General features: G+C 57.9%; 27 protein-coding genes. 11 read left to right on the forward strand and 16 right to left on the reverse strand.

Annotation, left to right across the window (positions count from 1 at the left end; translation table 11 throughout):
• Nucleotide 1 precedes the first annotated feature (1 nt).
• From AC1DIG_RS00430 to AC1DIG_RS00440, 3 genes are all read right to left on the reverse strand, one after another.
• The gene (locus AC1DIG_RS00430) at nucleotides 2–2,170 is read right to left on the reverse strand and encodes a xanthine dehydrogenase family protein molybdopterin-binding subunit (RefSeq protein ID WP_477765634.1); all 2,169 of its coding nucleotides are present in this window, start codon (nucleotides 2,168–2,170) and stop codon (nucleotides 2–4) included.
• Nucleotides 2,171–2,172: 2 nt separating this feature from the next.
• Nucleotides 2,173–2,634 carry a (2Fe-2S)-binding protein gene (locus tag AC1DIG_RS00435; RefSeq protein WP_477766058.1) on the reverse strand — a complete coding sequence of 154 codons (462 nt, stop codon included), beginning with the start codon at nucleotides 2,632–2,634 and terminating at the stop codon, nucleotides 2,173–2,175.
• A gap of 185 nt (nucleotides 2,635–2,819) precedes the next feature.
• Nucleotides 2,820–3,974: an NnrS family protein gene (locus tag AC1DIG_RS00440; RefSeq protein ID WP_477765635.1), complete on the reverse strand. Its 1,155-nt coding sequence runs from the start codon at nucleotides 3,972–3,974 to the stop codon at nucleotides 2,820–2,822.
• 340 nt (nucleotides 3,975–4,314) lie between these two features.
• On the opposite strand from AC1DIG_RS00440, the gene AC1DIG_RS00445 reads away from it, so the two are divergent.
• Nucleotides 4,315–4,818: a VOC family protein gene (locus tag AC1DIG_RS00445; RefSeq protein ID WP_477765636.1), complete on the forward strand. Its 504-nt coding sequence runs from the start codon at nucleotides 4,315–4,317 to the stop codon at nucleotides 4,816–4,818.
• 192 nt (nucleotides 4,819–5,010) lie between these two features.
• Entirely contained in the window at nucleotides 5,011–5,295 is a 285-nt protein-coding gene (locus AC1DIG_RS00450) for a hypothetical protein (RefSeq protein ID WP_477765637.1), read from the forward strand.
• Between the two features lie 69 nt (nucleotides 5,296–5,364).
• Here the strand turns inward: AC1DIG_RS00450 and AC1DIG_RS00455 are convergent, their stop codons facing one another.
• Nucleotides 5,365–5,565, reverse strand: coding sequence for a hypothetical protein (locus AC1DIG_RS00455; protein WP_477765638.1), 201 nt, complete (start codon nucleotides 5,563–5,565; stop codon nucleotides 5,365–5,367).
• 194 nt (nucleotides 5,566–5,759) lie between these two features.
• Between AC1DIG_RS00455 and AC1DIG_RS00460 the strand changes: the two genes are divergently transcribed.
• The 3 genes from AC1DIG_RS00460 (at nucleotide 5,760) to AC1DIG_RS00470 (ending at nucleotide 7,547) form a co-directional block, all read left to right on the forward strand.
• A complete protein-coding gene (locus tag AC1DIG_RS00460) occupies nucleotides 5,760–6,089 on the forward strand; it encodes a DHCW motif cupin fold protein (RefSeq protein WP_477765639.1) in 330 nt (109 codons plus the stop codon).
• Nucleotides 6,090–6,232: 143 nt separating this feature from the next.
• Complete coding sequence (locus AC1DIG_RS00465) at nucleotides 6,233–6,862, forward strand: hypothetical protein (RefSeq protein WP_477765640.1); 630 nt, start codon at nucleotides 6,233–6,235, stop codon at nucleotides 6,860–6,862.
• A 19-nt stretch (nucleotides 6,863–6,881) separates the two neighbouring features.
• Nucleotides 6,882–7,547: a helix-turn-helix transcriptional regulator gene (locus AC1DIG_RS00470; RefSeq protein WP_477765641.1), complete on the forward strand. Its 666-nt coding sequence runs from the start codon at nucleotides 6,882–6,884 to the stop codon at nucleotides 7,545–7,547.
• A gap of 59 nt (nucleotides 7,548–7,606) precedes the next feature.
• On the opposite strand, the gene fabV is transcribed toward AC1DIG_RS00470, so the two are convergent.
• The gene (gene fabV, locus AC1DIG_RS00475) at nucleotides 7,607–8,803 is read right to left on the reverse strand and encodes an enoyl-ACP reductase FabV (RefSeq protein ID WP_477765642.1); all 1,197 of its coding nucleotides are present in this window, start codon (nucleotides 8,801–8,803) and stop codon (nucleotides 7,607–7,609) included.
• A 281-nt stretch (nucleotides 8,804–9,084) separates the two neighbouring features.
• On the opposite strand from fabV, the gene AC1DIG_RS00480 reads away from it, so the two are divergent.
• Entirely contained in the window at nucleotides 9,085–10,452 is a 1,368-nt protein-coding gene (locus tag AC1DIG_RS00480; RefSeq protein WP_477765643.1) for a hypothetical protein, read from the forward strand.
• Nucleotides 10,453–10,466: 14 nt separating this feature from the next.
• On the opposite strand, the gene AC1DIG_RS00485 is transcribed toward AC1DIG_RS00480, so the two are convergent.
• The 5 genes from AC1DIG_RS00485 to AC1DIG_RS00505 all read right to left on the reverse strand — a co-directional run bounded on the left by AC1DIG_RS00485 (nucleotide 10,467) and on the right by AC1DIG_RS00505 (nucleotide 15,252).
• Nucleotides 10,467–10,802: a hypothetical protein gene (locus tag AC1DIG_RS00485; RefSeq protein WP_477765644.1), complete on the reverse strand. Its 336-nt coding sequence runs from the start codon at nucleotides 10,800–10,802 to the stop codon at nucleotides 10,467–10,469.
• Between the two features lie 110 nt (nucleotides 10,803–10,912).
• On the reverse strand, nucleotides 10,913–11,302 hold the full coding sequence (locus tag AC1DIG_RS00490) for a c-type cytochrome (protein WP_477765645.1): 390 nt from the start codon (nucleotides 11,300–11,302) through the stop codon (nucleotides 10,913–10,915).
• Between the two features lie 64 nt (nucleotides 11,303–11,366).
• Entirely contained in the window at nucleotides 11,367–12,365 is a 999-nt protein-coding gene (locus tag AC1DIG_RS00495; protein ID WP_054597103.1) for a LacI family DNA-binding transcriptional regulator, read from the reverse strand.
• Between the two features lie 105 nt (nucleotides 12,366–12,470).
• Entirely contained in the window at nucleotides 12,471–13,946 is a 1,476-nt protein-coding gene (locus tag AC1DIG_RS00500) for a glycoside hydrolase family 32 protein (protein WP_477765646.1), read from the reverse strand.
• A 13-nt stretch (nucleotides 13,947–13,959) separates the two neighbouring features.
• Nucleotides 13,960–15,252, reverse strand: coding sequence for an oligosaccharide MFS transporter (locus AC1DIG_RS00505; RefSeq protein WP_477765647.1), 1,293 nt, complete (start codon nucleotides 15,250–15,252; stop codon nucleotides 13,960–13,962).
• 162 nt (nucleotides 15,253–15,414) lie between these two features.
• On the opposite strand from AC1DIG_RS00505, the gene AC1DIG_RS00510 reads away from it, so the two are divergent.
• The gene (locus AC1DIG_RS00510) at nucleotides 15,415–17,028 is read left to right on the forward strand and encodes a carbohydrate porin (protein WP_477765648.1); all 1,614 of its coding nucleotides are present in this window, start codon (nucleotides 15,415–15,417) and stop codon (nucleotides 17,026–17,028) included.
• Nucleotides 17,029–17,067: 39 nt separating this feature from the next.
• On the opposite strand, the gene AC1DIG_RS00515 is transcribed toward AC1DIG_RS00510, so the two are convergent.
• Nucleotides 17,068–17,973, reverse strand: a complete 906-nt coding sequence (locus tag AC1DIG_RS00515; RefSeq protein WP_477765649.1) for a LysR family transcriptional regulator — start codon at nucleotides 17,971–17,973, stop codon at nucleotides 17,068–17,070.
• Nucleotides 17,974–18,079: 106 nt separating this feature from the next.
• Here AC1DIG_RS00515 and AC1DIG_RS00520 point away from each other — a divergent pair, with 106 nt between their 5' ends.
• The gene (locus AC1DIG_RS00520; protein WP_477765650.1) at nucleotides 18,080–18,988 is read left to right on the forward strand and encodes a pirin family protein; all 909 of its coding nucleotides are present in this window, start codon (nucleotides 18,080–18,082) and stop codon (nucleotides 18,986–18,988) included.
• An 82-nt stretch (nucleotides 18,989–19,070) separates the two neighbouring features.
• On the opposite strand, the gene AC1DIG_RS00525 is transcribed toward AC1DIG_RS00520, so the two are convergent.
• The 3 genes from AC1DIG_RS00525 to AC1DIG_RS00535 all read right to left on the reverse strand — a co-directional run bounded on the left by AC1DIG_RS00525 (nucleotide 19,071) and on the right by AC1DIG_RS00535 (nucleotide 20,987).
• Nucleotides 19,071–19,475, reverse strand: coding sequence for an acyl-CoA thioesterase (locus AC1DIG_RS00525; RefSeq protein ID WP_477766059.1), 405 nt, complete (start codon nucleotides 19,473–19,475; stop codon nucleotides 19,071–19,073).
• Between the two features lie 22 nt (nucleotides 19,476–19,497).
• Nucleotides 19,498–20,268 (reverse strand): phytanoyl-CoA dioxygenase family protein, encoded by a 771-nt coding sequence (locus AC1DIG_RS00530; RefSeq protein WP_477765651.1) that lies wholly within the window; start codon nucleotides 20,266–20,268, stop codon nucleotides 19,498–19,500.
• A gap of 98 nt (nucleotides 20,269–20,366) precedes the next feature.
• Entirely contained in the window at nucleotides 20,367–20,987 is a 621-nt protein-coding gene (locus tag AC1DIG_RS00535) for a cell wall hydrolase (protein WP_477766060.1), read from the reverse strand.
• 240 nt (nucleotides 20,988–21,227) lie between these two features.
• On the opposite strand from AC1DIG_RS00535, the gene AC1DIG_RS00540 reads away from it, so the two are divergent.
• Entirely contained in the window at nucleotides 21,228–21,545 is a 318-nt protein-coding gene (locus tag AC1DIG_RS00540; protein WP_054597100.1) for a DUF2388 domain-containing protein, read from the forward strand.
• A 178-nt stretch (nucleotides 21,546–21,723) separates the two neighbouring features.
• A complete protein-coding gene (locus tag AC1DIG_RS00545) occupies nucleotides 21,724–22,062 on the forward strand; it encodes a DUF2388 domain-containing protein (RefSeq protein WP_477765652.1) in 339 nt (112 codons plus the stop codon).
• 97 nt (nucleotides 22,063–22,159) lie between these two features.
• Here the strand turns inward: AC1DIG_RS00545 and cuyB are convergent, their stop codons facing one another.
• A complete protein-coding gene (cuyB, locus tag AC1DIG_RS00550; RefSeq protein WP_477766061.1) occupies nucleotides 22,160–23,626 on the reverse strand; it encodes a cysteate racemase in 1,467 nt (488 codons plus the stop codon).
• Nucleotides 23,627–23,637: 11 nt separating this feature from the next.
• Nucleotides 23,638–24,933, reverse strand: coding sequence for a dicarboxylate/amino acid:cation symporter (locus tag AC1DIG_RS00555; protein ID WP_477765653.1), 1,296 nt, complete (start codon nucleotides 24,931–24,933; stop codon nucleotides 23,638–23,640).
• A gap of 229 nt (nucleotides 24,934–25,162) precedes the next feature.
• Between AC1DIG_RS00555 and AC1DIG_RS00560 the strand changes: the two genes are divergently transcribed.
• Nucleotides 25,163–26,080, forward strand: coding sequence for a LysR substrate-binding domain-containing protein (locus AC1DIG_RS00560; protein ID WP_477765654.1), 918 nt, complete (start codon nucleotides 25,163–25,165; stop codon nucleotides 26,078–26,080).
• Nucleotides 26,081–26,106 lie beyond the last annotated feature (26 nt).

A 26,106-nucleotide genomic window follows, 5' to 3' on the forward strand; every position in this document is an offset into this window, starting at 1 on the left:
CTCACACCCCCGCCAGTTGCAAGGGCAGTTCACGCAGGCGTTGCCCGGTCAGGGCGAACACCGCATTGGCCACCGCCGGCGCGGTCGGTGGCACCCCGGTCTCGCCGATGCCGCCCGGTTTTTCAGTGCTGGGGACGATGTGCACCTCGACCACCGGCATTTCATTCAGGCGCAACACCTGAAAGTCATGGTAATTGGACTGCACCACTTTCCCGTCCTTGAAGGTCAGCTTGCTGTGCAAGGTGAACCCCAGGCCAAAGGTGATGCCCGACTCCATCTGCGCGGCGATGCTCGCCGGGTTCACCACAACACCGCAATCGACCGCACAGACCACGCGGTGCACGCGGATCTTCAGGTTGTCCTGGGACACCTCGGCCACTTGCGCAACGTAACTGCCAAAAGACTCATGCACCGCCACACCCAACGCGTGCCCCGCAGGCAGCGGCGCCTTCCAGTTGGCCTTCTCTACCGCCAGGTTCAGCACGCCCAGATGGCGCGGATGCTCCTTGAGCAAGGTCCGTCGGTATTCCACCGGGTCCTTGCCGGCCGCCGTGGCCAGTTCATCGATCAGTGACTCGACGACAAATGCGGTGTGCGTGTGCCCCACAGAACGCATCCACAACACGCTGATGCCGGTTTTCGGCGAATGCAGATCGACCAGATGGTTGGCCAGGCCCTTGATGTACGGGCTGTCGGCCACGCCTTCGACCGAGGTGGCATCGACACCATTCTTGACCATCGTCGCTTCGAATGAGGTGCCGTCCATGATCGACTGCCCGACCAGTACGTGCTGCCAGGCCTGGGGCATGCCCTTGGCGTCCAGGCCAATGCGCGCTTTATGGAGGAACGCCGAGCGGTAGTAACCACCGCGTATGTCATCTTCCCGCGACCAGACAGTTTTCACCGGCGCACCGGCCGCCTTGGCAACCTGCACCGCTTCGCTGACAAAGTCCGAGGTCGGATTGGCTCGACGACCAAAACCGCCCCCGAGGAATTCGGTATGAATCTCGACCTGCTCGGGTTTGAGCCCGGTGATTTTCGCCGCGATCATTTGGTCCAGCGTCTGGAATTGGGTGCCGGTCCAGATCTCGCATTTGTCCGGGGTGATTTTCACCGTGCAGTTGAGCGGCTCCATCGGCGCATGCGCCAGGTAGGGAACGCTGTATTCAACATCAATCGTCTTCACTGCCTTGCTCAACGCGGCACTGATGTCGCCCGCCTGGCTGGCCGGGGTACCGGGGATCGCGGCCAGTTTGCGGAAGTTTTGCAGCAAGACATCACTGTCCAGAGCGGCGTTGGGCCCCAGGTCCCAGTCGATTTTCAGTGCATCGCGGCCGAGTTTGGCGGCCCAATAATGATCGGCCACCACAGCTATGCCCGTCGGCACCTGCACGACTTTATGCACGCCCGGCAGCGCCAATGCCGCTGCGCCGTCGAAGGATTTGACGCTACCACCGAACACCGGCGAGCGCGCGACCATGGCCGTCAGCAATCCATCGAACTGCACATCCATGCCAAATTTCGCCTGGCCGGTGATTTTTTCCGGGGTATCCAGGCGCTTGGTCGGTTTGCCGATGATCTTCCAGTCCTTGGCATCCTTGAGTTTGATCGACGCCGGATCGGGCGCCGGCAGTTGGCCGGCGTCATTGGCCAGCTCACCGTAAGTGGCGCGCTGATCGCCGGCGATCACCACGCCCGGTTCGGTTCGTACCTTCGAGGGAGCGACGTTGAAGCGCTTGGCGGCGGCCTCGATCAGCATCAAGCGCGCAGCCGCACCGGCCTGACGGTAGCGGTCGAACTCCATCCAGGTCGAGGTCGAGCCGCCGGTAATCTGCATGCCGCCAAAGGCTGGCAAACCATAATCGGCTGCCGATGCCGGCGCATGCTCGACGCGGATCTTCGTCCAGTCGGCGTCCAGTTCTTCGGCGATCAACATGGTCAGGCCGGTCCAGATCCCCTGCCCCATTTCGGAGTGCCCCAACAGAATGGTCACGCTGCCATCGGGCGCGATGCGCAAAAAGGCGTTGGGGGCGAACACCGCGTCCGGCGTCGAAGCCGCCTGTGCAAAGCGATTGGCTCCCGGAATGACAAACGCCACCACCAGCCCGGCACCGAGCACGGCACTGCTTTTCAAAAAATCCCGTCGAGAAGTCTCGATCTTCGCGTTCATCGTCATGCCTCCCCGATTTGCGCAGCACGTTTGACCGCCGCACGAATGCGCGGGTAGGTCCCGCACCGACAGATATTGCCCGACAGCGCCTGATCGATATCGCTGTCGCTCGGCGACGGGATTTTCGCCAATAAAGCTGCCGCCGACATGATCTGCCCCGACTGACAGTAACCGCATTGCACCACGTCGATCTCGGCCCAGGCGCGCTGCACCGGATGCGTGCCGTCGCTCGACAAACCCTCGATGGTGATGATTTTCTGGCCATTGGCGACGGCCGCCGCCGGGGTGATGCAGGAGCGCAGCGGCGCGCCGTCGACATGCACCGTGCAGGCGCCGCACTGGGCCATGCCGCAGCCGAACTTGGTACCGGTCAAGTGCGCGATATCGCGCAATACCCACAACAACGGCATGTCGCCGGGCACGTCCAGGGATTGGTCTTTGCCATTGATATTGAGCGTCAGCACGGCGGTCTCCTCAGTCACTCACGATGTCCTTTCATGGCGTCACTGTGGCAACGACTGCCTACGCGCGCCTCGGTTTATCCATTGAGCTAAGCGCAATTTTCCCGAAGCCTTGATTTGCGCGACCACCGGTCACAAAAAAGGGCCACTTCCAAGAAAGCCGCCCTGTGTTTCAAACCATCACCGACCTACACCCTCGGCCCCAGCAGGATGCGCGTATAGCGCAATAAAAACAGTGCAAACGCGGAGCACCAGAACAACACCGAAACTGCCAATCCATGAGTGCTGAAAGGCACGATAAAGACCCGACACACCCCGGCCAGTAACACCAAGGCAAAACCCAGCACCACAGCTTTTGCCGGCTGCAGCAGGCGTCCGGTATGACCGAGACTGACTCGTGCGATCATCGCCAGAACCAAACCGCCAACACCTCCGACCGCCAGCGAATGCGTGGCCAGGCTTTGTTGCGGCATCACGCCGAGTTGCCACAGCGCCATGGCCAGCGCCGCGATCAACAGCCAGGCATATGCCAGGTACAACGACCACAGCAGCGGTACGCGCCAGATGCCACCGTCATACCAGCGCCACAAGCGAACCAGGTGCAAGCCGCTGATCAACACAAACAACGCCGCCAGCCAAGGCCTCGGCGTGTCGTTGAACCCCGCGCCGATCATCAACACCACCAACAGGCTGGCGATCAACAGCACTTTGGTTTGCAGTGGCTGCGCCATTGATCCTTGAGGGCGATTCAAACCACGCTGGATGAAGAATGGAATCACCCGCCCGCCGATCACGCTCATCAGCGCAGCGACCAGCCACAACGCCGCCAGCACTCCGCGCCGCTGCAATGTGATGTCATCTTGAGCCATGCCCCACAAGGTCAGCAGCTGACACCCGGCCAGCACACTGATCATCAGCAGAATCGGGTAGTTCTCGCGTTTGCGTGCGGCGATCAGGTCGCGTCCTAAAACGACTACCAGCAGCGGCAGAAAAGGCACTTGTAACGCCAGCAGCCACGCTGCGGAAACCGGCATCAGCCAGGCCAACCGCGCCACCAGCCACACCAGCAGCAATCCCAGTAGCGGCCAGCCGGACAAACCGGGGCGGCCGGTCCAATTGGGTACGGCGGTCAGCAGGAAACCACCGATGATCGCCGTGGCAAACCCGAACGGCATTTCATGCCGATGCCACGCGAGCATCCCGCCCATCGGTTGCGAGCCGGGCAGACGTCCGTAAAGCCATAAACCCCAGACCGCCAGCGCGATACAGGCGAAGGCGCTGCCGGCGAGGAAAAATGGCCGAAACCCCAGGCTCCAGAGTGGTACGTGCTTGATCGATGGCATCTCAGACCTCCGCGCCGATCGAACCTTTGCTCGACAGGTGCAGAACATTCTGCGAGTTACTGAAGAATTCGAACATTTTGGCGTACTCCTGAAGCGGTTCAGTTGTACGTATCGACTATCAAGTCGCGTGCCAGCTTTCAAAGCCCTGCAAAACAGCGCTTTGCAGCCTATATAGTCAATATGACTCAAGTGCAGGCAGGTCTAAATGACCCAATTAATTGTCATTATGACTACTTCCAATAGATGGACACCCTGATCTTGTCGATTGACGGTTACGCCCGACGACCACCGGCTGACTACGCTAAAAGTCCAGCCTGATCATTCCTGGAGGAGAACCTTCATGTCGCGCATTCAGAAACTCACGCCCTGCCTGTGGTTCGACGATCAGGCCGAAGCCGCTGCACAGTTCTACTGTTCGGTGTTCGAACACTCGACCATTACCGCCATCACTCACTATGGCAAGGCCGGTTTCGAACTCCATGGCCGGCCCGAGGGTTCGGTGATGACCGTCAGCTTCGTGCTCGATGGCCAGACCTTTACCGCGCTCAATGGCGGCCCGGTGTTTCGCTTTAACGAGGCCATCTCGTTCCAGGTCAACTGCCATACCCAATATGAAATCGACCACTTCTGGAATGCGCTGTCTGCCGGTGGCGACAAACAGGCCCAGCAATGCGGCTGGCTCAAGGACAAGTTCGGTCTGTCCTGGCAAATCGTGCCCGTGGTGATGACGGAAATGATGACCGACAGGGACACCGCCAAATCCCAGCGCGTCATGCAGGCGATGTTGCAGATGAAGAAACTCGACATCGCCACACTCGAGCGAGCCTTTAATGGCGAGAGCTAATACACGCCCTCGACATTTCAGATCGAACGCGTCGGTCACCCAGGTGTCATTAATAGTAATGGGATCGCAGCCTCTGCCCCTCCTCACACCGTTGAACGGGCAGCGAGTCCAGACAGAAGAGCAGAGTCACCGACAGGGATGTGGCAAGTGACCCTTGCGCTACGCCGAAATCCTTGCGAAGGAGATCCACCGATGGTGACTCACTATAAGACTGCCGGGCACCTGGCCTGCGGCCGCCATGGCAGCAACCTCACGTCCACGACTGAATTTGCCCGCGTCAAATGCCGCAGCTGCCGTAATACCGACGCCTTCAAGGAAGCCCGAAAAGACGCTCGCAACGCTGCACGCCGAGCAGCCCGTAGAGCCAAAGTCGCCCATGCGTCGATTGACTGGCGTGCGTCCTGGATTAAAAGACTCAGCGACATGCCGGGCCAGCAACGACTCCCACGGGGATTCAGTGGCCAGCCCTATGTTTAGGGCTGTGAAGGCAACTAGATCAATACGCCGATGATTGCCATCGGCGTAGCCGGTTTGCGAATGACCCAATCAGTCGTGCTGCAACAGCCCCGAACTGTATTGATTAAAGCTGTTGCCGATCGGGCTACCACCAAAGCTCGTCTTGTTGGCACTACGGCCGTCGAATTGATGGCAGTCCTCTGAAAAACAGCTGCTGGTTGTCACGCCAGAGCACGCGCTCAACAACAACGTGCCGGTGATCAAAAAAACTTTGACGAGGTTCAACTTCATTGTTCAGTTCCCCTTGGCTGGAAACGAGGCGATGCACGATCCGAGTCAAGCATCCTACGCCGCCAGATCAGCCGAATCATAATGAAACATTGCAGGCTGACAGTCTGGGTTCAGCTTCTGGAGATATCCCATTAATTGACAACCCACCTCCAGCTGCGTAAATCGGTTCTCCCTCCTGACTTCAAGAGCTCGCCATGGATATAGCAGCCATCCCGTTCGGCACCACCGACTGGTCGACCGTCGAACCCACCGTCCACGCTGGCGAAAGCGGCAGCGCCTATTGGCGCACCCAGCAGTTCGGCGCAATTCGCGTGCGAATGATCGAATACACCGCAGGTTACCTGGCAGACCACTGGTGCTCGAAGGGCCACATCCTGCTGTGCCTTGAAGGTGAGCTGCACACTGAACTCGAAGATGGGCGCCAATTCGTATTGAAACCGGGCATGAGCTATCAGGTGGCGGATAATGCGGAGTCTCACCGGTCGTCGACGGTGACGGGGGCGAAGCTGTTCGTAGTGGATTGACCTCGCCTTGCTGGGCGGTGAACGCAGGGGTAACGACGCACAAAACGACCATTGATCTGCAAATCCGGCCCACGCCCAATAAAAACATATTTATATGCTTCAATTGATATTGTTGGACAATCCCACGACAAGAGGGTGCCGTCATGAATATCAAAACCTTGGCCTTACTGCTGCTGGCGCTCTGCGCCCAGCCCGCCTGGAGTCAAACTCCCCCCGCCTCGCCTGCACCAGCCGAAAGCGCTGCGCTCACTACACGCCTGTCGATACGTGACCTTTGGGTCGAGCATATTTTCTGGACCAGAAATTACGCGATAGCCAACCAGGCCGCTAACCATCAACAAGCCCAGGTCGCCGCCGCTCAGGTGGTAGACAACGCAACCCGCATCGCCAACAGCCTTGCTCCGCTGTATGGCCAGCCCGCTGCCGATCAACTGCTCAAGCTGCTTGCCGGTCACTGGGGTGCGGTGAAACATTACAGCGATGCCACTGTCGCCAAAGACAAGAAGGGCCAGCAGGCCGCTGTCGCAGAACTGACGAGCAATGCCAAGGCCATTGCGGCATTTCTCGCCAAAGCCAACCCCAACCTGCCTGAAAGCACGCTGGTGACGATGCTGGCAGCTCACGGCGGCCACCATGTCGCCCAGATCGACCAGCTTGCCGCGCACGACTATGCCGGTGAAGCGAAGACCTGGCAGATGATGCGCACCCATATACTGGCGCTGGCCGACACGCTGACGGCGGCACTGGTCAAACAGTTCCCGGACAAGTTCTGATACCGAGCGAGTGCAGACCATGTTTGAAGGATTGGGCCGTACACAGCAGGACCTGCTCAATGCGCTGCTGCACCACGCGGGCGGTATGAGCATTGACGAGTTGGCTGAGCAACTGGCTGTCACACGCACCGCGATACGCCAGCATCTGGCGGCTCTGGAGCGTGACGGCCTGGTGCTGCGCGGCGAAACCCGTCCGACAGGCCGGCGACCGGAGCAGCTGTATCAGCTCACAGACCATGCGCGGGAGCAGTTCCCTCGCCACTATCGGTTGCTGGCCAGTGTGCTGATTGAAGAAGTCGCCGACATCATCGGCCCCGTCGAACTGGCTTCGCTGATGCGCCGTATGGGCCGCAAACTGGCCTTGGACCATGAACGTCAGGTCGTTGACGAAACAAAAATCGTGCAGCACATGAACCAGACGGGATACGAAGCTGAGGTGTTCTTTCGCTCATCCGACGACAAGGAGATCGTCGCGCATAACTGCGTCTTCCACCGCTTGGCCGCGGCCTATCCGGTGGTATGTGAGCTGGATCTGGCGTTGATCGGGACGTTGGGGGGGGGCGAAGTCGACCATACGGAGTGCATGGTACGGGGCGGCAAAGTCTGCCGATTCAAGCTTCGGCCGATCGAGCATCAAGCAGAGGCTGAAAAGGATGCAGCACCCGATCCAGCAACGGCTCGATGATCAGCAAACAGCAGCTGCCTCGCGTTCACCACGTCGAGGCAGCTGTTTACCCTTGAGACTTAAGCCTGGACCAGGTTGGAGATCTTGACGTCCGGATCGACGTCAGCCTCGTAGTCCACCCCTTCGATCCCGAAGCCGAACAGGCGCAGGAACTCCGCCTTGTAACCGGCAAAGTCGGTGAGTTCGTAAAGGTTTTCATTGCTGACCTGATCCCAGAGTAGCTTGACGCGCTCCTGGACTTCAGGCGCCAGCTCCTTGTAATCCGCGCGCAGACGCCCTTCTTCGTCCATGACCGGAGGATGGCCGAACAAGCTGTCCTTGTAGAGCGCGTAGACCTGCTCGATGCAGCCTTCGTGTGTGCCCTGCTCTTTCATGACCTTGAACAGCAAGGACAGATACAGCGGCATGATCGGGATCGCCGAACTGGCCTGGGTCACTACCGCTTTCAATACCGAAACCCGTGCATCGCCGCCCAGGTCCGCCAGTCGCTCGCGAATGCTCAGGACTTTTTGGTCCAGGTCTTTCTTCGCCGCGCCAATCGAGCCATTCCAGTAAATGTCGTGGGTCAGCTTTTCGCCCAGGTAAGTGAACGCAGTAGTTTTCGCACCCTCGGCCAGAACGCCCGCTTCGTGCAGGGCATCGATCCACATCTGCCAGTCTTCGCCACCCATGACCTTGACGGTACCGTCGATTTCTTCCTGGGTCGCTTCGGCCAAGGTGGTCACGTTGACCTCTTCCTTGTCGGTGTTCAGGCCGCGCTGGGTAACCGACTTGCCGACCGGCTTGAGCGTCGAGCTGTAGACTTCACCGGTTTTCGGATCGGTACGACGCGGTGCCGCGAGGCTGTAGACCACCAGATCGATCTTGCCCAGGTCGCGCTTGATGGTCTCGATGGTCAGGCGCTTGATTTCATCGGAGAACGCATCACCGTTGATGCTCTTGGCGTAGAGACCTTCCGATTCGGCGAACGTATGGAAGGCCGCGGTGTTGTACCAGCCGGCGGTGCCGAGCTTGCCCTCGACGCTTTCACGTTCGAAGAACACACCCAGCGTCTTGGCGCCGCAACCAAAGGCCGCGGTGATGCGCGCAGCCAGTCCGTAGCCGGTCGATGCACCAAGCACCAGGACATTCTTTGGACCGTCGGTGATCTGTCCTTGCGCACGGACGTAGTCGATCTGATTCTTGACGTTGGCTTTGCAGCCAGTGGGGTGGGTAGTCACACAAACAAAACCACGAACGCGCGGTTTAACGATCATAAATATCTCCCTCTTCCAAGATGCCGAGAGCCAACACTGGCTATAAAAGTCATAGACGCTGGGAAAACGGAAGCGTCACGGTGTCAGGCCTATTCATTGACCTCATTGTCCGGACCTGTCGCGAATCCAGCGCATACCCTCGATGATTTGAGCCGCCGTTTCCAGTCCGAGAGTGGCGTTATTCAAAAACAACCTAACATGCAGTGATGACATTCTGGACTAACCCGTTTCCATTGCTAGCGTTATCCGTAGAAACACCTCAGGTCGGCAGGAGCAGTCCGGTGAACAAGCCCATGGAAGAGCCTTATGGCGGTAGACGCAGGACTTATCTGTTCAACGAATCGCACCTGAGACCACGGCAACGGGCCCTGCTGCTTGCGCTGATTCTGTTGCTCATTAATGGTGTCGGTCGGTTGTTCATGGTGGAGGTGGTCGGACTTGATGGCGCAATCCTCCAGCTGGTGGTGGTCCTCACTGCCTTTGCCACGGTGATCTGTGGCGCCCCACTCATCATGTTTCTGAGCCTGGGCTGGTTTACCCGCTACAGCGAATTCCAGAACAGCTTGAAGGGCGGCGCCCTGGCGGCCTATCTGCAACGCTTCTGGTCGACCAGTCTGATTCATTCACTTCAAGACGAAGGAAAACTGGGGCCCAGCGGTTCAGTCGATGATTGGCGAGCCTGCTCCGACAAGAATCCGGAGCTGTGCGAGCGTTTGTTTGCGCGGATCTACCATGAGCAATATGGATTGGTGCCGTTCATTGTGCCTTTCATCATTCTCTTGGTGGTGGCTTATGCCGCGGCAGCCTTGGTCGCGTCCAACTATGTCATCCCCAACTGCGACAACACGCTTAAAGTAGCGTGCGTGTATAAGCTCGGGATTCCACTGCTGGTCAGCTCGCTGGCGGGGGCTTTCATGTTTGTCGTTAGCGACTCCGTCCTCAGTATCCGCCGCAAGTCACTGAACATTTCCGATGTGTATTGGTACTCCCTGCGCCTGTTTCTGGCCATTCCGCTGGCAATGGTGATCATGAATGCCGGCGCTGGAGATGGCCCGCATATCGTCACTGCCTTTGCCTTGGGTACCTTACCGATAGATCCGCTGATGAAGATCGTGCGAAGACTGGGCTTTCCCCAACTCACCGAGCAGGACAAAAGGGACGGCAGTTCAGACAAATTGCTTGTCCTTGAAGGCGTGACTCTGCCTGTGGTTGCGACGCTGGAGTCAGAGGGCATCAATTCGATCGAGCAGGTGGCTGCGGCGGATCCGGTATTGCTTTCAATCCGCAGCGGATTCCCCTTCAGGTTCACCTTGCGCCTGGGCTCCCAGGCTATCGTGCGGCGCCATCTGGGGGAAAACGCGGCCAGGCTGCTTCCGGTGGGGCTGGCGGATGTCGTCCCGGTTTTCCTGCTGGTGCGGGCACTCGATACCCCGGCGGTGCCAACCGGGGATTCCCCCGACAAGTACGACGGACCGTTTCCACGGATCGAGTCACCCGATGCGGTCGTCCAGAACGCGGCCGTCCGCCTTTTCCCCGATGACAATGACCTGCAACGTCAAGCCATCACCCGAATGAAATTTCGTCAAATTGCAGCCGAAGAATATACGGTGATGCTGGCACGGATAACGCCACCCGATACCGGGTTGTAACTACGGGGCGAAGGTCATTTACGCGCCAACTTATACCTGACGCACTCTTCATAGAAACTCTGCCGGACAGCCTCGGGCTTGAACTTCGATTGACTGTCGTAGGTTTGCTCGGTGATGCCCATGGCCATCATTCGCATCCAGCCCTTGCTGAACTTGTACGCCTGGATCTTCTGGCGAGCGGCATACAGCGAGACCCCGGACAGCTTGAGTTCCTGGGCCCTTGCCGCAGTACCCGCCCCCCAACTGCACATAAACCGATCATTGGGCATCAACTCTCTTGCCTGGACAGAGAGCGCAATGCTCGCCAGTACCAGCGAGATCGGCACGATCAATACATTGCGTATTTGCATTCCGCCTAACCGCCTGAAAATAAAGTGATTTTGGCGGTAATTTTGAGGCCTGGGGGCCAGCAAAATGCCTTCTGTCCGACTTTATGGGGATGACTTTGCTGAGCTACGGATTATTGCGGCTGAAACGTCTGAAGGTAGGCCAACAGGTTTTCGATCTTTTCCTGATCACTGAGCCCCCAGAAGATCATGCGCGTCCCGGGGACTACTTTTTTCGGTGCTTCGATGTAGGCGGCCAGCGTTTCGCGGGTCCAGACCACGCCTGATGATTTCATCGCGGTGGAGTACTGGTAGTCCGTCGTGCTGCCGGCATGGCGCCCAAAAATGCCATTGAGTTGCGGACCAAAAGAACCCCGGGCTGAATCGCCCACTTGATGGCAACCGCCGCATATTCGGTTAAAGAATTTCCCACCCGCTTCAGCATCGCCGGCCGCTTCTGCGGACGCACTGAATACGCCTGTATTGAGAATCAAGGCGACGGTTAGTACTGCGGCTTTCTTCAAGTTCTGCTCCTCATCAGGTGTTACTTACCGCTTTGAAGATCTACAGCGTGCTCTGTGGCAGCGATCACCAGGATTTACGCTCCACGAGGGGACATGAAACCCTATGAATAGAAGGCTCATTCCTGCTTTCGATCAAGTGCTGAGCGGCACGCCGGCCCATTTCGTAATACGGGAGTTGCACGGTGCTCAGCGGTGGATAGAACAACTCGGCAACACCGATCATATTGTCGTAGCCAAGTACGGCCACCTCGGCGGGAATACGCAGGCCACGACTGAGCAGGTATTGATAAGCGACCAACGCAATGCGGTCGTTGCCACAAATAAGCAGATCGAAGGTCGGCTTTCCATCCGACTCACGCAATTGCTGCTCCAGCGCTACAACCGTTTCCTCATAGGCGTCATCAGTCGACAGGTTGTATTGGGGAACACTGTCCAGGGACACACCGCCCTCTGCCAGGGCGCGAACCAATCCCTGCTGGCGCAACTCCCAGGCGAGGCTGCTTTGCGGCAGGTTGATGCACAACGGATGTCGGTAACCACGCTTCAGCGCTTGCCGCACGGCCTGGTACTGACCGTCTTCGTCATCGGGTACATAACAGGCCACGCCTGGCTCTGAACTCATGCAATTGCTGAGCACCAGCGGCAGGCTGCGGAGCACCTGGGGAATCTCGACGGTACGAAGCTGCATGGCGCTGAAGATGATCCCGTCGGGCTGATGCGACAGCATCAGGTCGATGGTTTGCTGACTCGGCGGAGCCTCGAACACGTTGAGAATAAAGACGTTCCAGCCGTTTTCTCGTGCCGTGCGCTCCATTGAAAGCAGCATTTCTACAGCGAAAGGGGTTGTCGCGGTATCCAGCGCGAAGACTCCAATAGTCTTGCCACTGGAGTGACCGCCACGGATCTTGCGCGCAGAAAGACTGGGGACGTATCCGAGGGCCTCGACCGCTTGACGAACTTTCGCCAGCGTTTCCTGGTTCAGCTTTTCCGGGGTGTTGAGCGCCCTGGATACGGTCATGAGGGAAACCCCCGCCAGCCGTGCGACATCTTTAACTGAAGCCATTCGCGGGTGCCATTGCTTGTCTGGCCGGGCATCATGTCATGCTTGGCAAAAGCATGACAACACGATGCCCGGCAGCAGGCGGCACGAATGGTCTGCCAGGGGTACTCAAAGCTTGAGATCGGCCAGGCTCCAGACAGAAATCTCCCCGAACACCCCTGCCCCGTTGACCGCAAAAGCGCTGACACCCAGGCTGTCGGGCCGCGGATAAATCCGACTGCTCAAGCTATAGACGCCATCGTCGACAAACACCTCGATGGACGAGCGATCGAGAAAAATCCGCAGTGCAATCCGCGTTTGCTCCGCTTTCACCGGAACGCTACGAACACCGCTCACGCCAGCACCCGAGTGCTGCCTGTCGAGGACCAGGCGTCGGGACATGGCATCGAAATACAGCAATGTCCGTTCCTGCTGGTCTTCGCTACAGCGCAGCGCCAGGCCAAAGCGCTCGGCGGTGCTGTCTGCCAGATCCAGCTCAAGCTCAAACTCCAGCAGGGCGCCACGAACATCAAGTGTGCGGCTCCGGGATTCGACCGCGCCGACCTGCAGCATTTGTAGTGACTGCCGTAGCGCTGTCAGCTCACGAGCCGGACGCATACGCAGCCGCTCGCCATCGCGGCTCAACTCACGTGGCAACGACAGCGCACCGCACCAGTGTTGCGCCTGACTCGGCATAGGGCTGTCCCACATGTCCATCCACGCCCAGAGCAGACGGCGTCCGTCCGGCGCCAACAGGGTCTGCGCGGCATAAAAATCGTGACCGTGATCGAGTTCGTGGAGCTCGCCTCTCTCAGTGAAATAGCCGGAGTCATCCAGCACGCCCAATCGATAGCTGTTCTGGAATTTGTTCCAGTTGTCGTATCCGCTAGGCTTTAAGCCTTGCGGCGAGTACAGAAAAACGTCGCATCCATCCACTTCGAATACGTCCGGACACTCCCACATGTAACCGTCGGACTCACGCTGGCCATCCAGGGCACAGCCGAGGTATTCCCACTGATGCAGATCCTCGGAGCGATAGAGCAAAAGCTGCGGGTCGTCCCCCTGACGAGCACCAAGCGCCATCCACCATTGGTCTGCGCGCTTCCAGACCTTCGGGTCGCGAAAATGCATGATGTCCGGATGCGGTGGCGTTTCGATCACCGGCCCATGTTTGGTGAACGTGAGGCCATTCGTACTGCTGGCCAGGCATTGGACCTGGTGAATTTTCTGGTCATCACCCGGTTCCCCTAACCAGGTGTGCCCGGTGTAGATCAGATAAAGCGTATCGCCGCAAACAACCGCCGACCCTGAAAAACAACCGTCTCGATCGTAGGGATCGCTGGGGGCCAGCGCGATGGGCTGATGCTCCCAATGCACCAGATTGCGGCTCTTGGCGTGCCCCCAATACATCGGCCCCCACTGCGCGGAGTAAGGGTGATGCTGATAGAACACGTGGTATTCGCCTTGAAAATAGACCAGCCCATTTGGGTCATTCATCCATCCGACCGGGGGCGACAGGTGATAGCCGAGGCGATAGTCGTTGCCACGTTCGGGTAGTTTTTTTTCGATGGCGCGATGCGCTTTTTCCAGCAGTGCAGCGTGCATGGCTTGATCCTTACTAGGGTTCGTAACGGTTGGCTGATTGAGCCATGGCAGGAAGCTCTATCGAATCAAGAGCGCTTGCCCGGGATGATTGGCGGGCAGGATCCGCACGTAACAACGACCATGACAGCAGCAGGCAACTGCCTACCAGGCCAGCCATCGCTACGTAAACGCTCGAGAAGCCAACATGGTCGTAGCCGTATCCCACAAGTGGCGACAGCAGCATCGCGGTCAATTGCTGGGCGAACTGGAACCCCACCAGATAAATCGAGGCCGACAGCCGTGAATCGAAGTTCAACGAAATGTATTTGAATACCGAGACCAGCAGGATCGGGACTTCAAGGGCGTGCAACATCTTGCAAGCGGCGATGGTCCAGGCATCCGTTGCCAATCCGGAGCCAAGAATGCGGACGAACATGATGCTGCCAGCCAGGATCAATCCGTACTTGGCGCCTGTACGACCGACCACCCATGGCGCGAACAACATCAAGACCGCCTCGAGCAGAACCTGGGATGAATTCAGGTAGCCATAGGCTCGTGTGCCCTCCTCCGGGGTTGAGAAAAACGAGGAGAAATACACCGGAAACTGCTGTTCGTAGATCATGTAGATTCCACAAACGCCGGTCAGGTACAAGCTGAACGCCCAGAAGCGCGGCAGTGTCAGCAACTTCCAAAGATCGTTAAGCCGCACGGGTTTGCTGGCTTCGCCACCCGCTTGCGCTTCTGGTTTGTTGAAGCGCTTCAGATCCAGGCGGAACAGGATCAGCAAGAACACGACCCCGGCGGCACTGCTCATGTAAAACGCAATGTTCGGGTCAATGTTGAAGACCACACCAACGACGCCTGTCGCACTCGCCCAACCCAGCGAACCCCACATTCTGGTGGTGCCAAACTCGAAACCCGCGTGACGCGACAGTCGTTCCGTATAGGACTCGATGACACCTACGCCTGCGAGCATGGCGAACGCCAGGAAAGCCGCGCCGACCACGGCTCCCAACACCACGTTCTGGGCCAAAAGGTTGGCGTATACGTAGATCGCAAATGGCGCCGAGGCGCAGAGCAGTACACCAATCCATACCAGCAGTTTTTTCGACAGGCCAAGTCGATCCTGAAGAGCGCCATAGAACGGCTGAATCAGCAGTGCCGCAATAGCGTTGGCGGCAAAAATAAACCCGGTTTCCGTTCCATTCAGACCGATGACTCGATGAAGCCATATCGAGAACAGCGAGTAGCTGGATGACCACGAAAAAAAGAAGAAAAACAGTAAACCACTGATGAGCCAGTACTCACGTTTGACTGATAGCTGCATGTGACGACCCTCTTGTTTTTATTTAAGTTAACGTTAACATCGCAGCGCATTACGCGTCCTCTCCCTGCTCGTTGTCAAGTGGATCCGAGTACCAGGGGTGGGGATAAGGATCTGTTCAACAGGTCTTTGCAGTACCCGAATACAAAAACAAGAGGGTTACCTATGAGTGCTGTGGTCTGTCGGCCTTTGGCTGGCTTTTCTTTGCTTTTTCTCTCCACTCAACTGCTCGCCGCACCGGTGCAAAGCATTGAGGAGCGTCTTGCCAGGCTTGAAGCCAGAACCTCCGTCGCCGAGGCCAGAGCCTTGCTGGCAGAAGCTGACGCAGCTCGATTGCGCAAGGAAGTCGAGCAACTCAATCGGCAAATCGCGATCCCCCCGCCGGCGATCACACAAGCCTCCCTCAACGAGCGCGTTGCCCGGATAGAGGCGAACCAGCAGGTCCTTGAAAACCCTCCCCCAACGACCGCGTCTTCAGCCAGTTCGACCGAGCGTCTGAGCGATGGCTTCACGTTTGGTGGCTATGCCCGCTCCGGGATAGTGACCAACGGATCAGGTGCCGGTCATGGCGGCCCCTACGTCACTCCCGCAGGCTCCGTGGGGGGAGCCGTTGGCAGGCTTGGCAATGAAGTCGATACCTACGTGGAGGCGAAATTTTCGAAGGAAAGCCAAGCCGGCAACGGTACGCATTCGAAATACACGCTGATGCTCGCCGACGGTCTCGAAACACCCAATGACTGGACCGCAGCAGAAAGTTCACTCAACGTACGGCAGGTCTACGCCGAACTGGACCATCTGGCGTCCTTTCGAGACAACCCGCTGTTGCGCGATGCAACGCTGTGGGCCGGCAAGCGCTTTGATCGGGACAATTTCGACGTCCATTGGCTCGACAGAGGGATCGTGTTCCTTGCCGGGACCGGTGGCGGTATCTACGACGTGCGCCTGACCGAAGACTGGCGCATCAATGCATCGCTGATGAGCCGTTCCTACGGCGACTTCGGTACTGAGGAAAACAAGGACATCAGGAGCTATGTCGCCACCCTCAATCAATTTTTCGATGAGGGTCGCTGGCAAGTCATGCTCAATGGCATTTCCTCGCGCCAGAACGATGCCAGCCTGAACGAAAAGAGCCACCACGCATTCACCACAAATACCCGGGTGAACAAGGCAGGATTCATCCCTGCCGAAAGCGGTTCGCACGGCATGCTCGCCTACCATCAACCTGACTTTTTCGGCCGTGAGGGCTACTTCAAAGCTGCGCTGCTGTATGGCCAAGGGTTGGGGGCGGAGGTCAATAGCATCGGTGCCGATGGCGACCTGCTGGACGAGGCTCAGACCGTGCGGCTGGCGCTCTATGGCCATACTCGCCTGAACCGGGATTGGAGCATCGCACCCGCGATGATTGCCGAGCGCAGCAAGGATCGCTATGTCCCTGGCGACGACTATCGCTATGTGACGCTCAACATGCGCCTGGCCAACGAACTGAGCAGCAACTTCGAAATGCAATATGAGCTGAGCTGGCAGAGGATGGACCTGAACGCGCTTGGCTATAAGGACCGACAAACAGCCAATGGTGACTACTGGAAATTCACGTTGGCGCCCACTTTCAAGGCACAAACCGGAGACTTCTTCGCTCGCCCTGAATTGCGTCTGTTCGCCACGTACATGAACTGGTCCAGGGACCTCGATAACTTCAGTGCAACAGACGATTTTGGTCAGAAGGGCTTCAAGTCTGGCGGGGTCTGGCAATTCGGAGTGCAGATGGAGACCTGGTTCTAGGAGCCCTCAAGGGCTAAGCCGGCCCAGCAACGCTTGAGATCACTCGCCTTCAGTCAGAGCGTCCTCCCGTAAATGCTTGATGAGCTGCTCGACGAAAACACTGACCGCTCGCGGCACCTGCCGACGGCTGGGATAGACGATGTGCAAGCCATTGTTGAAGCGCCCATGCTCGGGCAACACCTGAATCAGCCGCCCGGCCTGCAAACTGTCGCGCAAGATCGCCATCGGCAACAGGCAAATGCCCAAGCCAGCAATAGCTGCCTTCAACTGAGCCTGTGCAGTGTTGGCACTAAACCGGCCCGTCACCTCGACACTGACGAAGCCTCGTGGCCCGTCGAGATTCCAGGCGGTGCGCGGCGCCTGCCTGGAGCGTCGAATACATTCGTGCATCGACAATGCCCGCACCGTGTCCGGCGTGCCGTGAACCTGCAAATAACCGGGGCTGGCGGCCAACACCTGGCTTCCAGTGCCGACCCTTCGCGCGACCAGACTGGAGTCCGGCAAATCACCGGCTCTGATAGCGACATCGATCCCTTTGTCGATCAGGTCGTCCCGGCTATCGCTGAGCAGAAAGTCCAACTGCACACCGGGATACTGTTGAAAGAATTCCGCGACCCAGTCCATCAGATAAACGTCGAAAAAATCGGCGGGGGCCGCAACCCGCACAGCGCCGCTCGGTTCCTGGCTCTCCCCTGCCAAATGGCGAGCCGCCTCGATCAGGTCATTGACCTGCGTTGCACTGCGATCGTGCAGTGATCGTCCCGCCTCGGTCAGCACCAGTTTACGCGTGGAGCGCTGCAACAAACGCACCTCCAAATGCTCTTCCAGCTGACTGATACGGCGGCTCAGGGTATTGGCCGGCATGCCCATGCGGCGCGCCGCGCTGGCAAAACTGCCCGCCTGCACCACCTGGACAAACATCGCAATTTCATTGAGATCCAGCATCGCATTACTTCCAAAAATGGACGAGTCAAAGCCGATTATAAGCACTTATCAATGTATCACCGGCTGGATACGCTGGAATCCACGCCAAACCATCCAAGGGTGCTACATGACACTTTCAACAACGACATTGAGTCCCCTCGCCTTTCCTCAAGTCCCTGCCTCGCGCAGCATCAACCTGCGCACCCGTGGTCATGGGCACGGCCCGATTGTTCGGCTCATGAGTCCCTCGGACCTGGGGCAGTTACTCAAGCCGTTTGTGTTTCTCGACCTGTTCGCAGCGGATACCTCGTTCATCGGCAACATGCCGCTGCATCCCCACTCGGGGATCGCGACCATTACCGTGATCACTGAAGGCAACCTGCGCTTTGACGATCCGGATTCAGGTTCCGGATTCATTGGCTACGGTGGAGTCGAATGGATGCGTGCAGGCGCGGGGGTCTGGCATGGTAAAGAAATGTCTGCCGGCACATCAAAGCGGATCCAGGGGTTTCAGCTGTGGGTCGCGCTACCGGCGGACCTGGAAAACGCATCTGTCGACAGCCAGTACCTGGAGGCACCTGCCATCCCACAGGTTGGGCCGGCGCGTGTCATCGTCGGAAACTACCAGGGTATCCAAAGCCCTGTACGTGCGCCCTCGGGCCTGAACTATCTGTTGGTGACACTGGCTGCGGGCCAACGCTGGGAATACCAGCCACCGTCTGGGCACGAGGTGCTTTGGCTCAGCGTCAGTCGGGGTGCGCTGCATTCTCCTGAGCTTATCCAGGCCGGAGAACTCGTCGCCTTCACGCCAGGTAACAGTGCATTGAAACTCGAGGCCGGAGATCAGCAAGACGCGGTGTTTGTTCTGGGATCGGCGATTCCTCACCCGCACGACCTGAAGATGGGCAGCTACTCCGTTCACACCAGCCTGAAAGCGTTGAAAGCCGGAGAGGCAAAGATTGCTGAGTTGGGCGAGCGTCTACGAGCAGAATCCTTGCAGAGGACCGGGTCGGGGTCAGTACCGATCTACAAATGACGCCACCTGGGTTGCGAAAAACCCGCTCTGCTCATTGTCGAAATCAGAGCACTCTCCGCGCAAAAAAACGCAGCGAGGATGTTCATGACAGTAGCGCCCTCAGCGCTGCTGGCATGGCTACAACCTCTTTGGTTTCGGGTGAAATACACACGTGAGTGACATTGGCGGTGAAAGACAACATGTCACTGTTGAGGAAGCCCTCGACTAAAAAAGTGAAGGAATGAGTCCCTAGTTTCTCCACGCTGACCTTGATGCTCAACTCGTCGTCCCACGTCAAAGGCCTTAGCAGCTCCAATGACATGGCGCGCACCGGCGGCAATATATCGAACCCCATCAGCGTTCTGAGTCCGGGCACTCCCAGCCATCTATCAAGCGCCGTATAAATGGCTTCCACTGCAAAATATGAAAATCGCGGGGTGTAAACCACACCTGCCGGGTCGCAATCTCCAAATAGAATGGTTCTGCTGACGAAAACCGCTTTAGGCATCAGTCTGTTCTTCCTTGAAATATCAGTCATATTCCGCTTCCCGATGCTCCCCCAACAGGCGCCGTTGACGCGGCGTCGCGGCGGCCAGCACGGCTGGGTTGAAGCGCCAGTGCAGGTAAGGCGAGAACTTCTGCGCCACCATCCGCCGGCCGTAGTGTACCTGCAACAGGTAGCGCACGCGGTCGGGGGTTCGGTTGTCGCTACCGGCGTGCCACAGCTCACTGCGAAACATCAGAGCATCCCCGGCCCGACACAGCACTGGTTTCGCGATACAGCCATGCCACTGGTTTTCGCCGCGAGCAGGCGCGCGCCCGGCTCGGTGGCTACCGGGGATCACCCGGGTAGGACTGAGGTCGGTATCGATATCGTCGAGGTAGAGTTGCGCGGTGCAGATCTGCATCGGCAACTCGAAGGCCGGGTCGGCCAGCAGGCTTCGCGGCAGTTCCATCACCAGGTAATCCAGGTGCAATTGAGCACCGATAAAGCCGGGATGGCAGCGCCAGGCGGTCTGGCCAATGATGTGACAATCCTCTCCCAAGGCCGCTTCGGCCAGTTCGATGATCCCGTTCAGGTCGAGAAACGGCAGCCAAAACGGGTCACGGTTGAACACGCACTTGTAATGATCAAGCAGGCCGCTGTAGTCCCAGTGCTCGGGTTTCAGGCCATCTATTGCATGGCGCAACGCGCTGATTTTGGCGCTATCCAGCACACCGGGCAGCACCACGAAACCGTCCTGATGCAACGCTTGCAGACGGCTGGCGGTCAGTGATGACAAGCGCTCGGTGGTGTCCATGTTGCGCACCCGGAAAATGCCGACAACTCCCATTCATACTGGCACTGCGTGAGGTGCTTCGCCACGTTTGCATCCTGACGGAGTCTGAGCGAACGCGTCTATCGTGCGGTACCGTCGTGAGGCTTATAGAAGACAAATTTTCGGGTCTCGGCGGTCTTGATGTATTCCCTGGCCCATTCGGGTTTCACGTGTTTACTGTGGAAATACATGGCGCCATGGGTTCGGTCCGGGAGTTGGTGATTGAGTGCTTTTCGCGCGACTTCCGTGGCAACCGTGTAAGGCGCATCTTCGTCGGCATGATCCGAGCGTCGATCACACCACCACGAAAACTGGCACGCATGCTTTTTCGAACCTTGCTTGACCACCTCGCACACCGTACCCGGAAAACCTTCATGGCCGAGCCGGTTCAACACAACATTGGCGACCGCTTCCATGTCGGCCAATTCCCCACCTTTGGCCTCCCAGAAAATAGTGCGTGAAAGGCAGGTAATTGCATCCTTCAAAGGTGCCTTGCCTGCCGGATCGACCGCCTGCGCTTCAGAGGGCGTAATCACCTCGGCCTTGGGTACCGGCATCACGCTGCCCTTCTCTGCCGTCTTCTGCTCCAGGACTTGTGCCTTGTCCACCGCCACCTCCTTGTTTTGCGCTTCGTCAGCCGCGCTCGCCTGCCCCCCGAGAAGGGCAATTGCGAGGCAGGTGGCTATCCGGATCAGGCGCATGGTCGAACCTACTGACCGAGTCATGTTGGCGACTCCACTTATTGCGGTCGACACCGCAGCAGCCCAATCATTCCAACAGACTGACAGCAGGTAACCATTGCGGCTACGCACCAACCTGACCGTCCACTTCTCCCTCTGCTTTACGTGCGCAGATGCTGATAACGGGGAACTCCTGACTGCCGTCACACCTCCAAATTCATGTAGCACATCCGTTGCTTCATCCATTCGGAGGACGCCGTCATGCGTCGCACACTTGTCATCTCTTCGCTAATCCTTTGTCTGCCCTTTGGTTCGGCCTTTGCCCGTGTGGATGCACGCGATGTCGCCACCTCGGCAGGTGTTTCCGCATCCCTTTACTCAACGTTCAAGGACCACAAACTGGTCGTTTCCGCCCGCGATGACGCTTCCAGCTTCGTGGCGAGTGGAGGTGCCATTCGCGGTGCCTATCTGGAGTCGGAGTTGAAACGGATTCGACTTGAACACCCAGGCCTCAAGGCCAGCGACGAAGATCTGGCCCAAGCAATCCTCATTCAAGCCGAGGCACCTGCCGATCACTAGAGGCATACGCACGTCAGTGACAGGCTTCGGGGTTCACCGGGATGATGACGTTGGCCTAACGTCCCGGTCCTCGGGCTCTTTGCTGACATGCACCACCGACCAGGAACTACTGTCCGACGCCACGTATCAAAAAACATAAGGCCGGTCATTCAGGTCTCATGCATACGGAGGACTCGCCATGCGACGTATATTCCTCATTCCATTGCTGGTGCTGCTTTGCCTGCCCTTTGGTTCGGCCATGGCCCACAGGCGCCATATGCCCGACATTGATGCGCGCGATGTGGCGACGTCGGCAGGGATTTCCTTGTCGCTGTACTCGACACTCAGAGACGACAAAATCGTCACGCCAGCCCGCGAAGACCTCTCCAGCTTCGTCGCGAGCGGCGGCGCCATTCGCGACGCCAATCTGGAGTCGATGTTGATGCAGGCTCGACGCGATCATCCAGGCCTCAACGCCAGTGACGAAGAGCTGGCCCAGGCGCTGCTCGTTCAACCCGAGGCACCCGCTGATCACTAGAGAGATGGTGAAGTGTCGAGTCGATCCCTCCCGCAAGGGATCGACGGCACGACCGTGAATCGGCATCGTCGTTGCACTCGCAAGCCGGTCAAAATCATCACTGCGAAGCCCATTGAACACATTTGATCGCCAGAATAGTGGTCGGATCCACCAACGCGACAGTGTGCTCACGTATTTTGAAATCGTCACAATGGCTCAAGACCAGCGGCAGTTCCGTGCATCCCAGAATCAGTACATCCGCCCCCAATTCGCACAGATGCTCTGCAGCAAGCAGTAGCTGATCCTTGCAATGCCCGTCGACAAAACCGGCCTTGATCCCACGCTCTCCATAGATCGCATTCATCACCAGCCCCTGATAATCGAAACCCGGAGTGATCAGTTGCAAACCGGCGAGCCGTGCAGCGTCATGATAGACCCGGCTCTGGATCGTGCCGGAGGTGGCCAGCAGTCCAATTGTCTTGCCTGAACCATATTGCTCGGCGATAGCGCTTATGGTTTCGCTGAGCATGTTGATAATGGGAACCCGAAGGTAAGCCTGGATACGCTCGACGAACGCGTGCGCGGTATTGCACGGGATCGCTATGGCGTTTGCACCATAACTCTCAAGCCGTTTGCAGGCGGCATACATGGCCATGGTTGGATCGGTTTCATTGAACAACAGGTTCGCGGTCCGGTCCGGAATCTGCGGGTTCTGTTCGACGACCATCTTGATGTGTTCCTGATCCCGGCCAGCCGGCGTATGCCTGACCACCTTGGCCATGAAGTCCACCGTCGCCGCCGGGCCTACGCCGCCCACGATGCCAAGCTTGAACGGTGGACGAGCCGTTTGATTCTCTGGAAGGGTCGCCACCGCAGCGTATATTTCATTCACATCGAGCAGCTTCACCCCGCGACGTTGCAGGTCGGCACACACCAGCGAGAGCTCTGTCATCCCCGGTACGATCAGGCAGGCACCCTGGTTTTGCAGCGACAGGCAGGCCTGATGCACACGCTCCAACGGGACACCCTCCAGCTGTCCGTCCTTGATACCGTCGACACCGTACACCGCCTCCATCATCGCCGACTGATCCTGCTCAGCCGGATAGACCAATTGGAAGTCAGCCCCAAGGTATCGCTCAAATAACCCTGAGTGACGAACGTAGTCCGAGGCCAGAATCCCTAGCGTGCTGCCCGGATCTGCAACATGTCGGATGTTCTCGCTCAGGGCCGCCATCATGTCCAGGATGGGAATGCCCAACTCCTCCTGGATCTCTTCCCGGAAGGTGTGGCTCGCGAAACAAGGCAACATGATCGCGTCCACCCCGCTCGCCTCAAACGATTGGCAGACTTGAAAGACATAGAACTTTCTGGAGGTCATGCTCGCGACCCTGTCCAGTGGTAACAGTATGTCCTTGAAGGGATGTTGCTCGAAGAGGAAGTGGTATCGACCTTGATCAGCCAGCACCGCTCTCGACTTGACCAGCTTGAAGAAAAGGTCGCCTCCCGCCAGGGAGCCAAGCCCGCCGACGATACCCAGTTTCCGGGTCAGGGCTGGCGTGTTTGTTCGTTGGGATTGGGCTTTCATCATCATGATTCTCACACTGCAACCGAGGAAGCTCTTGGTGCTGTTGACGCCTGGATGGCCGGCGCTTCTTCATCAACCTCCTCGGCCGGTTCCGATTTCGCGACGACAGCCGTGGCGATGCTGTTACCGACGACATTGGTCGCGGTCCTGGCCATATCAAGGAACTGGTCGATACCGAGAATCAACAAAATGCCCGCTTCAGGAAGGTTGAACATCGGCAGCGTTGCCGCCACCACCACAACCGAAGCTCTCGCGACACCGGCCATGCCTTTGCTCGTCACCATCAAGGTCAGCAATATCAGCAGTTGCTGGGTAAAGCTCAGCTCAACGTTATAGGCCTGGGCGATGAACATGATTGCAAACGCCTGGTACATCATCGAACCGTCGAGGTTGAACGAATACCCCAACGGCAGCACAAAGCTGGACACCCGTTTCGGAGCGCCGAACTTCTCCAGGGCTTCCATGGTTTTCGGGTAGGCCGATTCGCTGCTCGCCGTGGAAAACGCCAACAGGATCGGTTCCTTGATCAGCTTCCCCAAGGTAAAAACCGAACGACCGAGAAACAGATAACCTGCGCCGAACAGCACCGCCCAGAGGATGGCGATGCCCAGGTAGAACTCGGCGATCAGCTTGCTGTAGTCCAGCAACAAGCCAAGCCCTTCAGTGGTGATCGCGGACGCAATAGCGGCGAACACGCCAATGGGCGCAAAGGCCATGACATAGTCGGTGATCTTGAACATCACCTTGGCCAACTCATCCACACCCTTGGTGATCTGCGTGAAACCCGCTTTTTTCACGGCGGCCAGTGCAAAACCGAAAAACAGCGAGAACACGACAATCTGCAAGATCTCGTTGTTGGCCATCGCCTCGGCAATGCTGCGCGGGAAAACGTGACTGATAAACACCTTGAGACTGAAATCACCGGTGTTCACCACCAACGGCGTGGCGCCCACCTGGCTGACTTGCAGATCAAGCCCGGCACCCGGCTGGAACACGTTCACCAGTAGCATGCCAATGAACAGTGAAACCACCGACGCTGTGATGAACCAGGCCATCGCCCGGGTGCCGATGCGCCCCACGGATCTCGAACTGCCCATGCTGGCGATACCGCCAACCAGCGTCGCGAACACCAGTGGCGCGATGATCATTTTGATCATGCGAAGAAAGATGTCGGTGACCATCGAGAAGTAGGTGGCGATTTCTTTCGCAGACTTGGCGTCTGCTGCGAAATGGTGGCAAAGCCAACCGACGAGCACGCCCGATGCGATGCCGTAGGCGATGTGCCGAGGGAGTCTGTTGTTCTTCACGGTGTTTTCCTCAAGTCGTGTTATTGGTTTTTTGCTTGGCAGGAGAAAGGATCGAAATGCCCGGGTGCTGTGCTGCGGCGGGCGGCATGATCGATTCTATGAAGAGCGCGATAGGGAGATGATGAGTAATCGCCATATCCCGATGCGGTTTTGGAATAGTTTGTGAAATGTCGCGAATACCGGGTATCAGAGGCGTAGAATTTTGCGCAGCACAGCTGGAGGCGGCGTCATGCAAATCAAGTGGTTAGACGATCTATTGGCAATCGCGGAGTGCAAGAATTTCTCCCGGGCAGCCGAGATTCGATGCGTCACCCAATCGGCATTGTCGAGACGGATTCGCTCTTTGGAGGATTGGGTGGGTGTCGAATTGGTCGATCGGGGCACCTACCCGATTCAATTGACGCTGGCAGGCCGAACCTTTTGCGAACAAGGACGCGAAGCCCTGGCTGCCTTGCTTGAATTGCGTTCAGCGCTCAGGCAAGAGGAACGAATGCCTGGGCGTTCCATTCAGGTCACTGCCGGGCACAGCCTTTCGATGACCTTCCTGCCCAAATGGTTGACCCGCTTTCAACAGCACAATGCGCATTTCAATGCGCGGGTGGTGGCGGCCAATATCCATGACGCGGTCATCGCATTGGCCGAGGGAAACTGCGATCTGATGATCGTCTACCATCACCCTCAAGCGCCTATCCTGCTTGATGTCGAAAAATTCGTCAGCCTGACCTTGGGGCACGACTCGTTCATCCCCCTCTGCGCCCCGAATCGTCGGGGTGAACCGCTGCACCGGCTGCCCGGAAAAACCGGAAAACCCGTCCCGCACCTGGCCTATACCACCACGACTTTTTTGGGCCGCGTTGCCGATATCGTCATCAAGAACGCCCCTGTTCCCTGCGTGCTTTCCCGTTGCTATGAAGCCGATATGGCGATGCTGCTCATGCGGATGGCAATCGAGGGCTACGGCGTGGCGTGGTTGCCCGAAAGTGCTGTGACAGAAGAACTGGAACGCGGGCAACTCGTCAGGGCCGGCGGCAACGAGTGGAGCGCTCAGCTCGAAATCCGCTCGTACTGTTCGAAAGCCAATCAAAATCCGACCATGCTGGAACTGTGGAAAACGCTGGAGAAAGCTTCACACCGTATCGCTGTCTAGCATCAACGGGCTGTGACCACGTTCAT

It is taken from the genome of Pseudomonas sp. 05N431 (genome assembly GCF_056397005.1).

Bases quoted from the DNA above. Each gene is read 5' to 3' on its own strand.
- AC1DIG_RS00530 (WP_477765651.1), bottom strand. From the start codon at position 20,268: ATGGACACCACCGAGCGCTTGTCATCACTGACCGCCAGCCGTCTGCAA.
- AC1DIG_RS00470 (WP_477765641.1), top strand. From the start codon at position 6,882: ATGTTTGAAGGATTGGGCCGTACACAGCAGGACCTGCTCAATGCGCTG.
- AC1DIG_RS00560 (WP_477765654.1), top strand. From the start codon at position 25,163: ATGCAAATCAAGTGGTTAGACGATCTATTGGCAATCGCGGAGTGCAAG.
- AC1DIG_RS00460 (WP_477765639.1), top strand. From the start codon at position 5,760: ATGGATATAGCAGCCATCCCGTTCGGCACCACCGACTGGTCGACCGTC.
- AC1DIG_RS00455 (WP_477765638.1), bottom strand. From the start codon at position 5,565: ATGAAGTTGAACCTCGTCAAAGTTTTTTTGATCACCGGCACGTTGTTG.
- AC1DIG_RS00540 (WP_054597100.1), top strand. From the start codon at position 21,228: ATGCGTCGCACACTTGTCATCTCTTCGCTAATCCTTTGTCTGCCCTTT.
- AC1DIG_RS00440 (WP_477765635.1), bottom strand. From the start codon at position 3,974: ATGCCATCGATCAAGCACGTACCACTCTGGAGCCTGGGGTTTCGGCCA.
- AC1DIG_RS00515 (WP_477765649.1), bottom strand. From the start codon at position 17,973: ATGCTGGATCTCAATGAAATTGCGATGTTTGTCCAGGTGGTGCAGGCG.
- AC1DIG_RS00465 (WP_477765640.1), top strand. From the start codon at position 6,233: ATGAATATCAAAACCTTGGCCTTACTGCTGCTGGCGCTCTGCGCCCAG.
- AC1DIG_RS00450 (WP_477765637.1), top strand. From the start codon at position 5,011: ATGGTGACTCACTATAAGACTGCCGGGCACCTGGCCTGCGGCCGCCAT.
- AC1DIG_RS00485 (WP_477765644.1), bottom strand. From the start codon at position 10,802: ATGCAAATACGCAATGTATTGATCGTGCCGATCTCGCTGGTACTGGCG.
- AC1DIG_RS00545 (WP_477765652.1), top strand. From the start codon at position 21,724: ATGCGACGTATATTCCTCATTCCATTGCTGGTGCTGCTTTGCCTGCCC.
- AC1DIG_RS00495 (WP_054597103.1), bottom strand. From the start codon at position 12,365: ATGGCTTCAGTTAAAGATGTCGCACGGCTGGCGGGGGTTTCCCTCATG.
- AC1DIG_RS00525 (WP_477766059.1), bottom strand. From the start codon at position 19,475: ATGCCTAAAGCGGTTTTCGTCAGCAGAACCATTCTATTTGGAGATTGC.
- AC1DIG_RS00535 (WP_477766060.1), bottom strand. From the start codon at position 20,987: ATGCGCCTGATCCGGATAGCCACCTGCCTCGCAATTGCCCTTCTCGGG.
- fabV (WP_477765642.1), bottom strand. From the start codon at position 8,803: ATGATCGTTAAACCGCGCGTTCGTGGTTTTGTTTGTGTGACTACCCAC.
- AC1DIG_RS00520 (WP_477765650.1), top strand. From the start codon at position 18,080: ATGACACTTTCAACAACGACATTGAGTCCCCTCGCCTTTCCTCAAGTC.
- AC1DIG_RS00445 (WP_477765636.1), top strand. From the start codon at position 4,315: ATGTCGCGCATTCAGAAACTCACGCCCTGCCTGTGGTTCGACGATCAG.
- cuyB (WP_477766061.1), bottom strand. From the start codon at position 23,626: ATGAAAGCCCAATCCCAACGAACAAACACGCCAGCCCTGACCCGGAAA.
- AC1DIG_RS00500 (WP_477765646.1), bottom strand. From the start codon at position 13,946: ATGCACGCTGCACTGCTGGAAAAAGCGCATCGCGCCATCGAAAAAAAA.
- AC1DIG_RS00505 (WP_477765647.1), bottom strand. From the start codon at position 15,252: ATGCAGCTATCAGTCAAACGTGAGTACTGGCTCATCAGTGGTTTACTG.
- AC1DIG_RS00430 (WP_477765634.1), bottom strand. From the start codon at position 2,170: ATGAACGCGAAGATCGAGACTTCTCGACGGGATTTTTTGAAAAGCAGT.
- AC1DIG_RS00510 (WP_477765648.1), top strand. From the start codon at position 15,415: ATGAGTGCTGTGGTCTGTCGGCCTTTGGCTGGCTTTTCTTTGCTTTTT.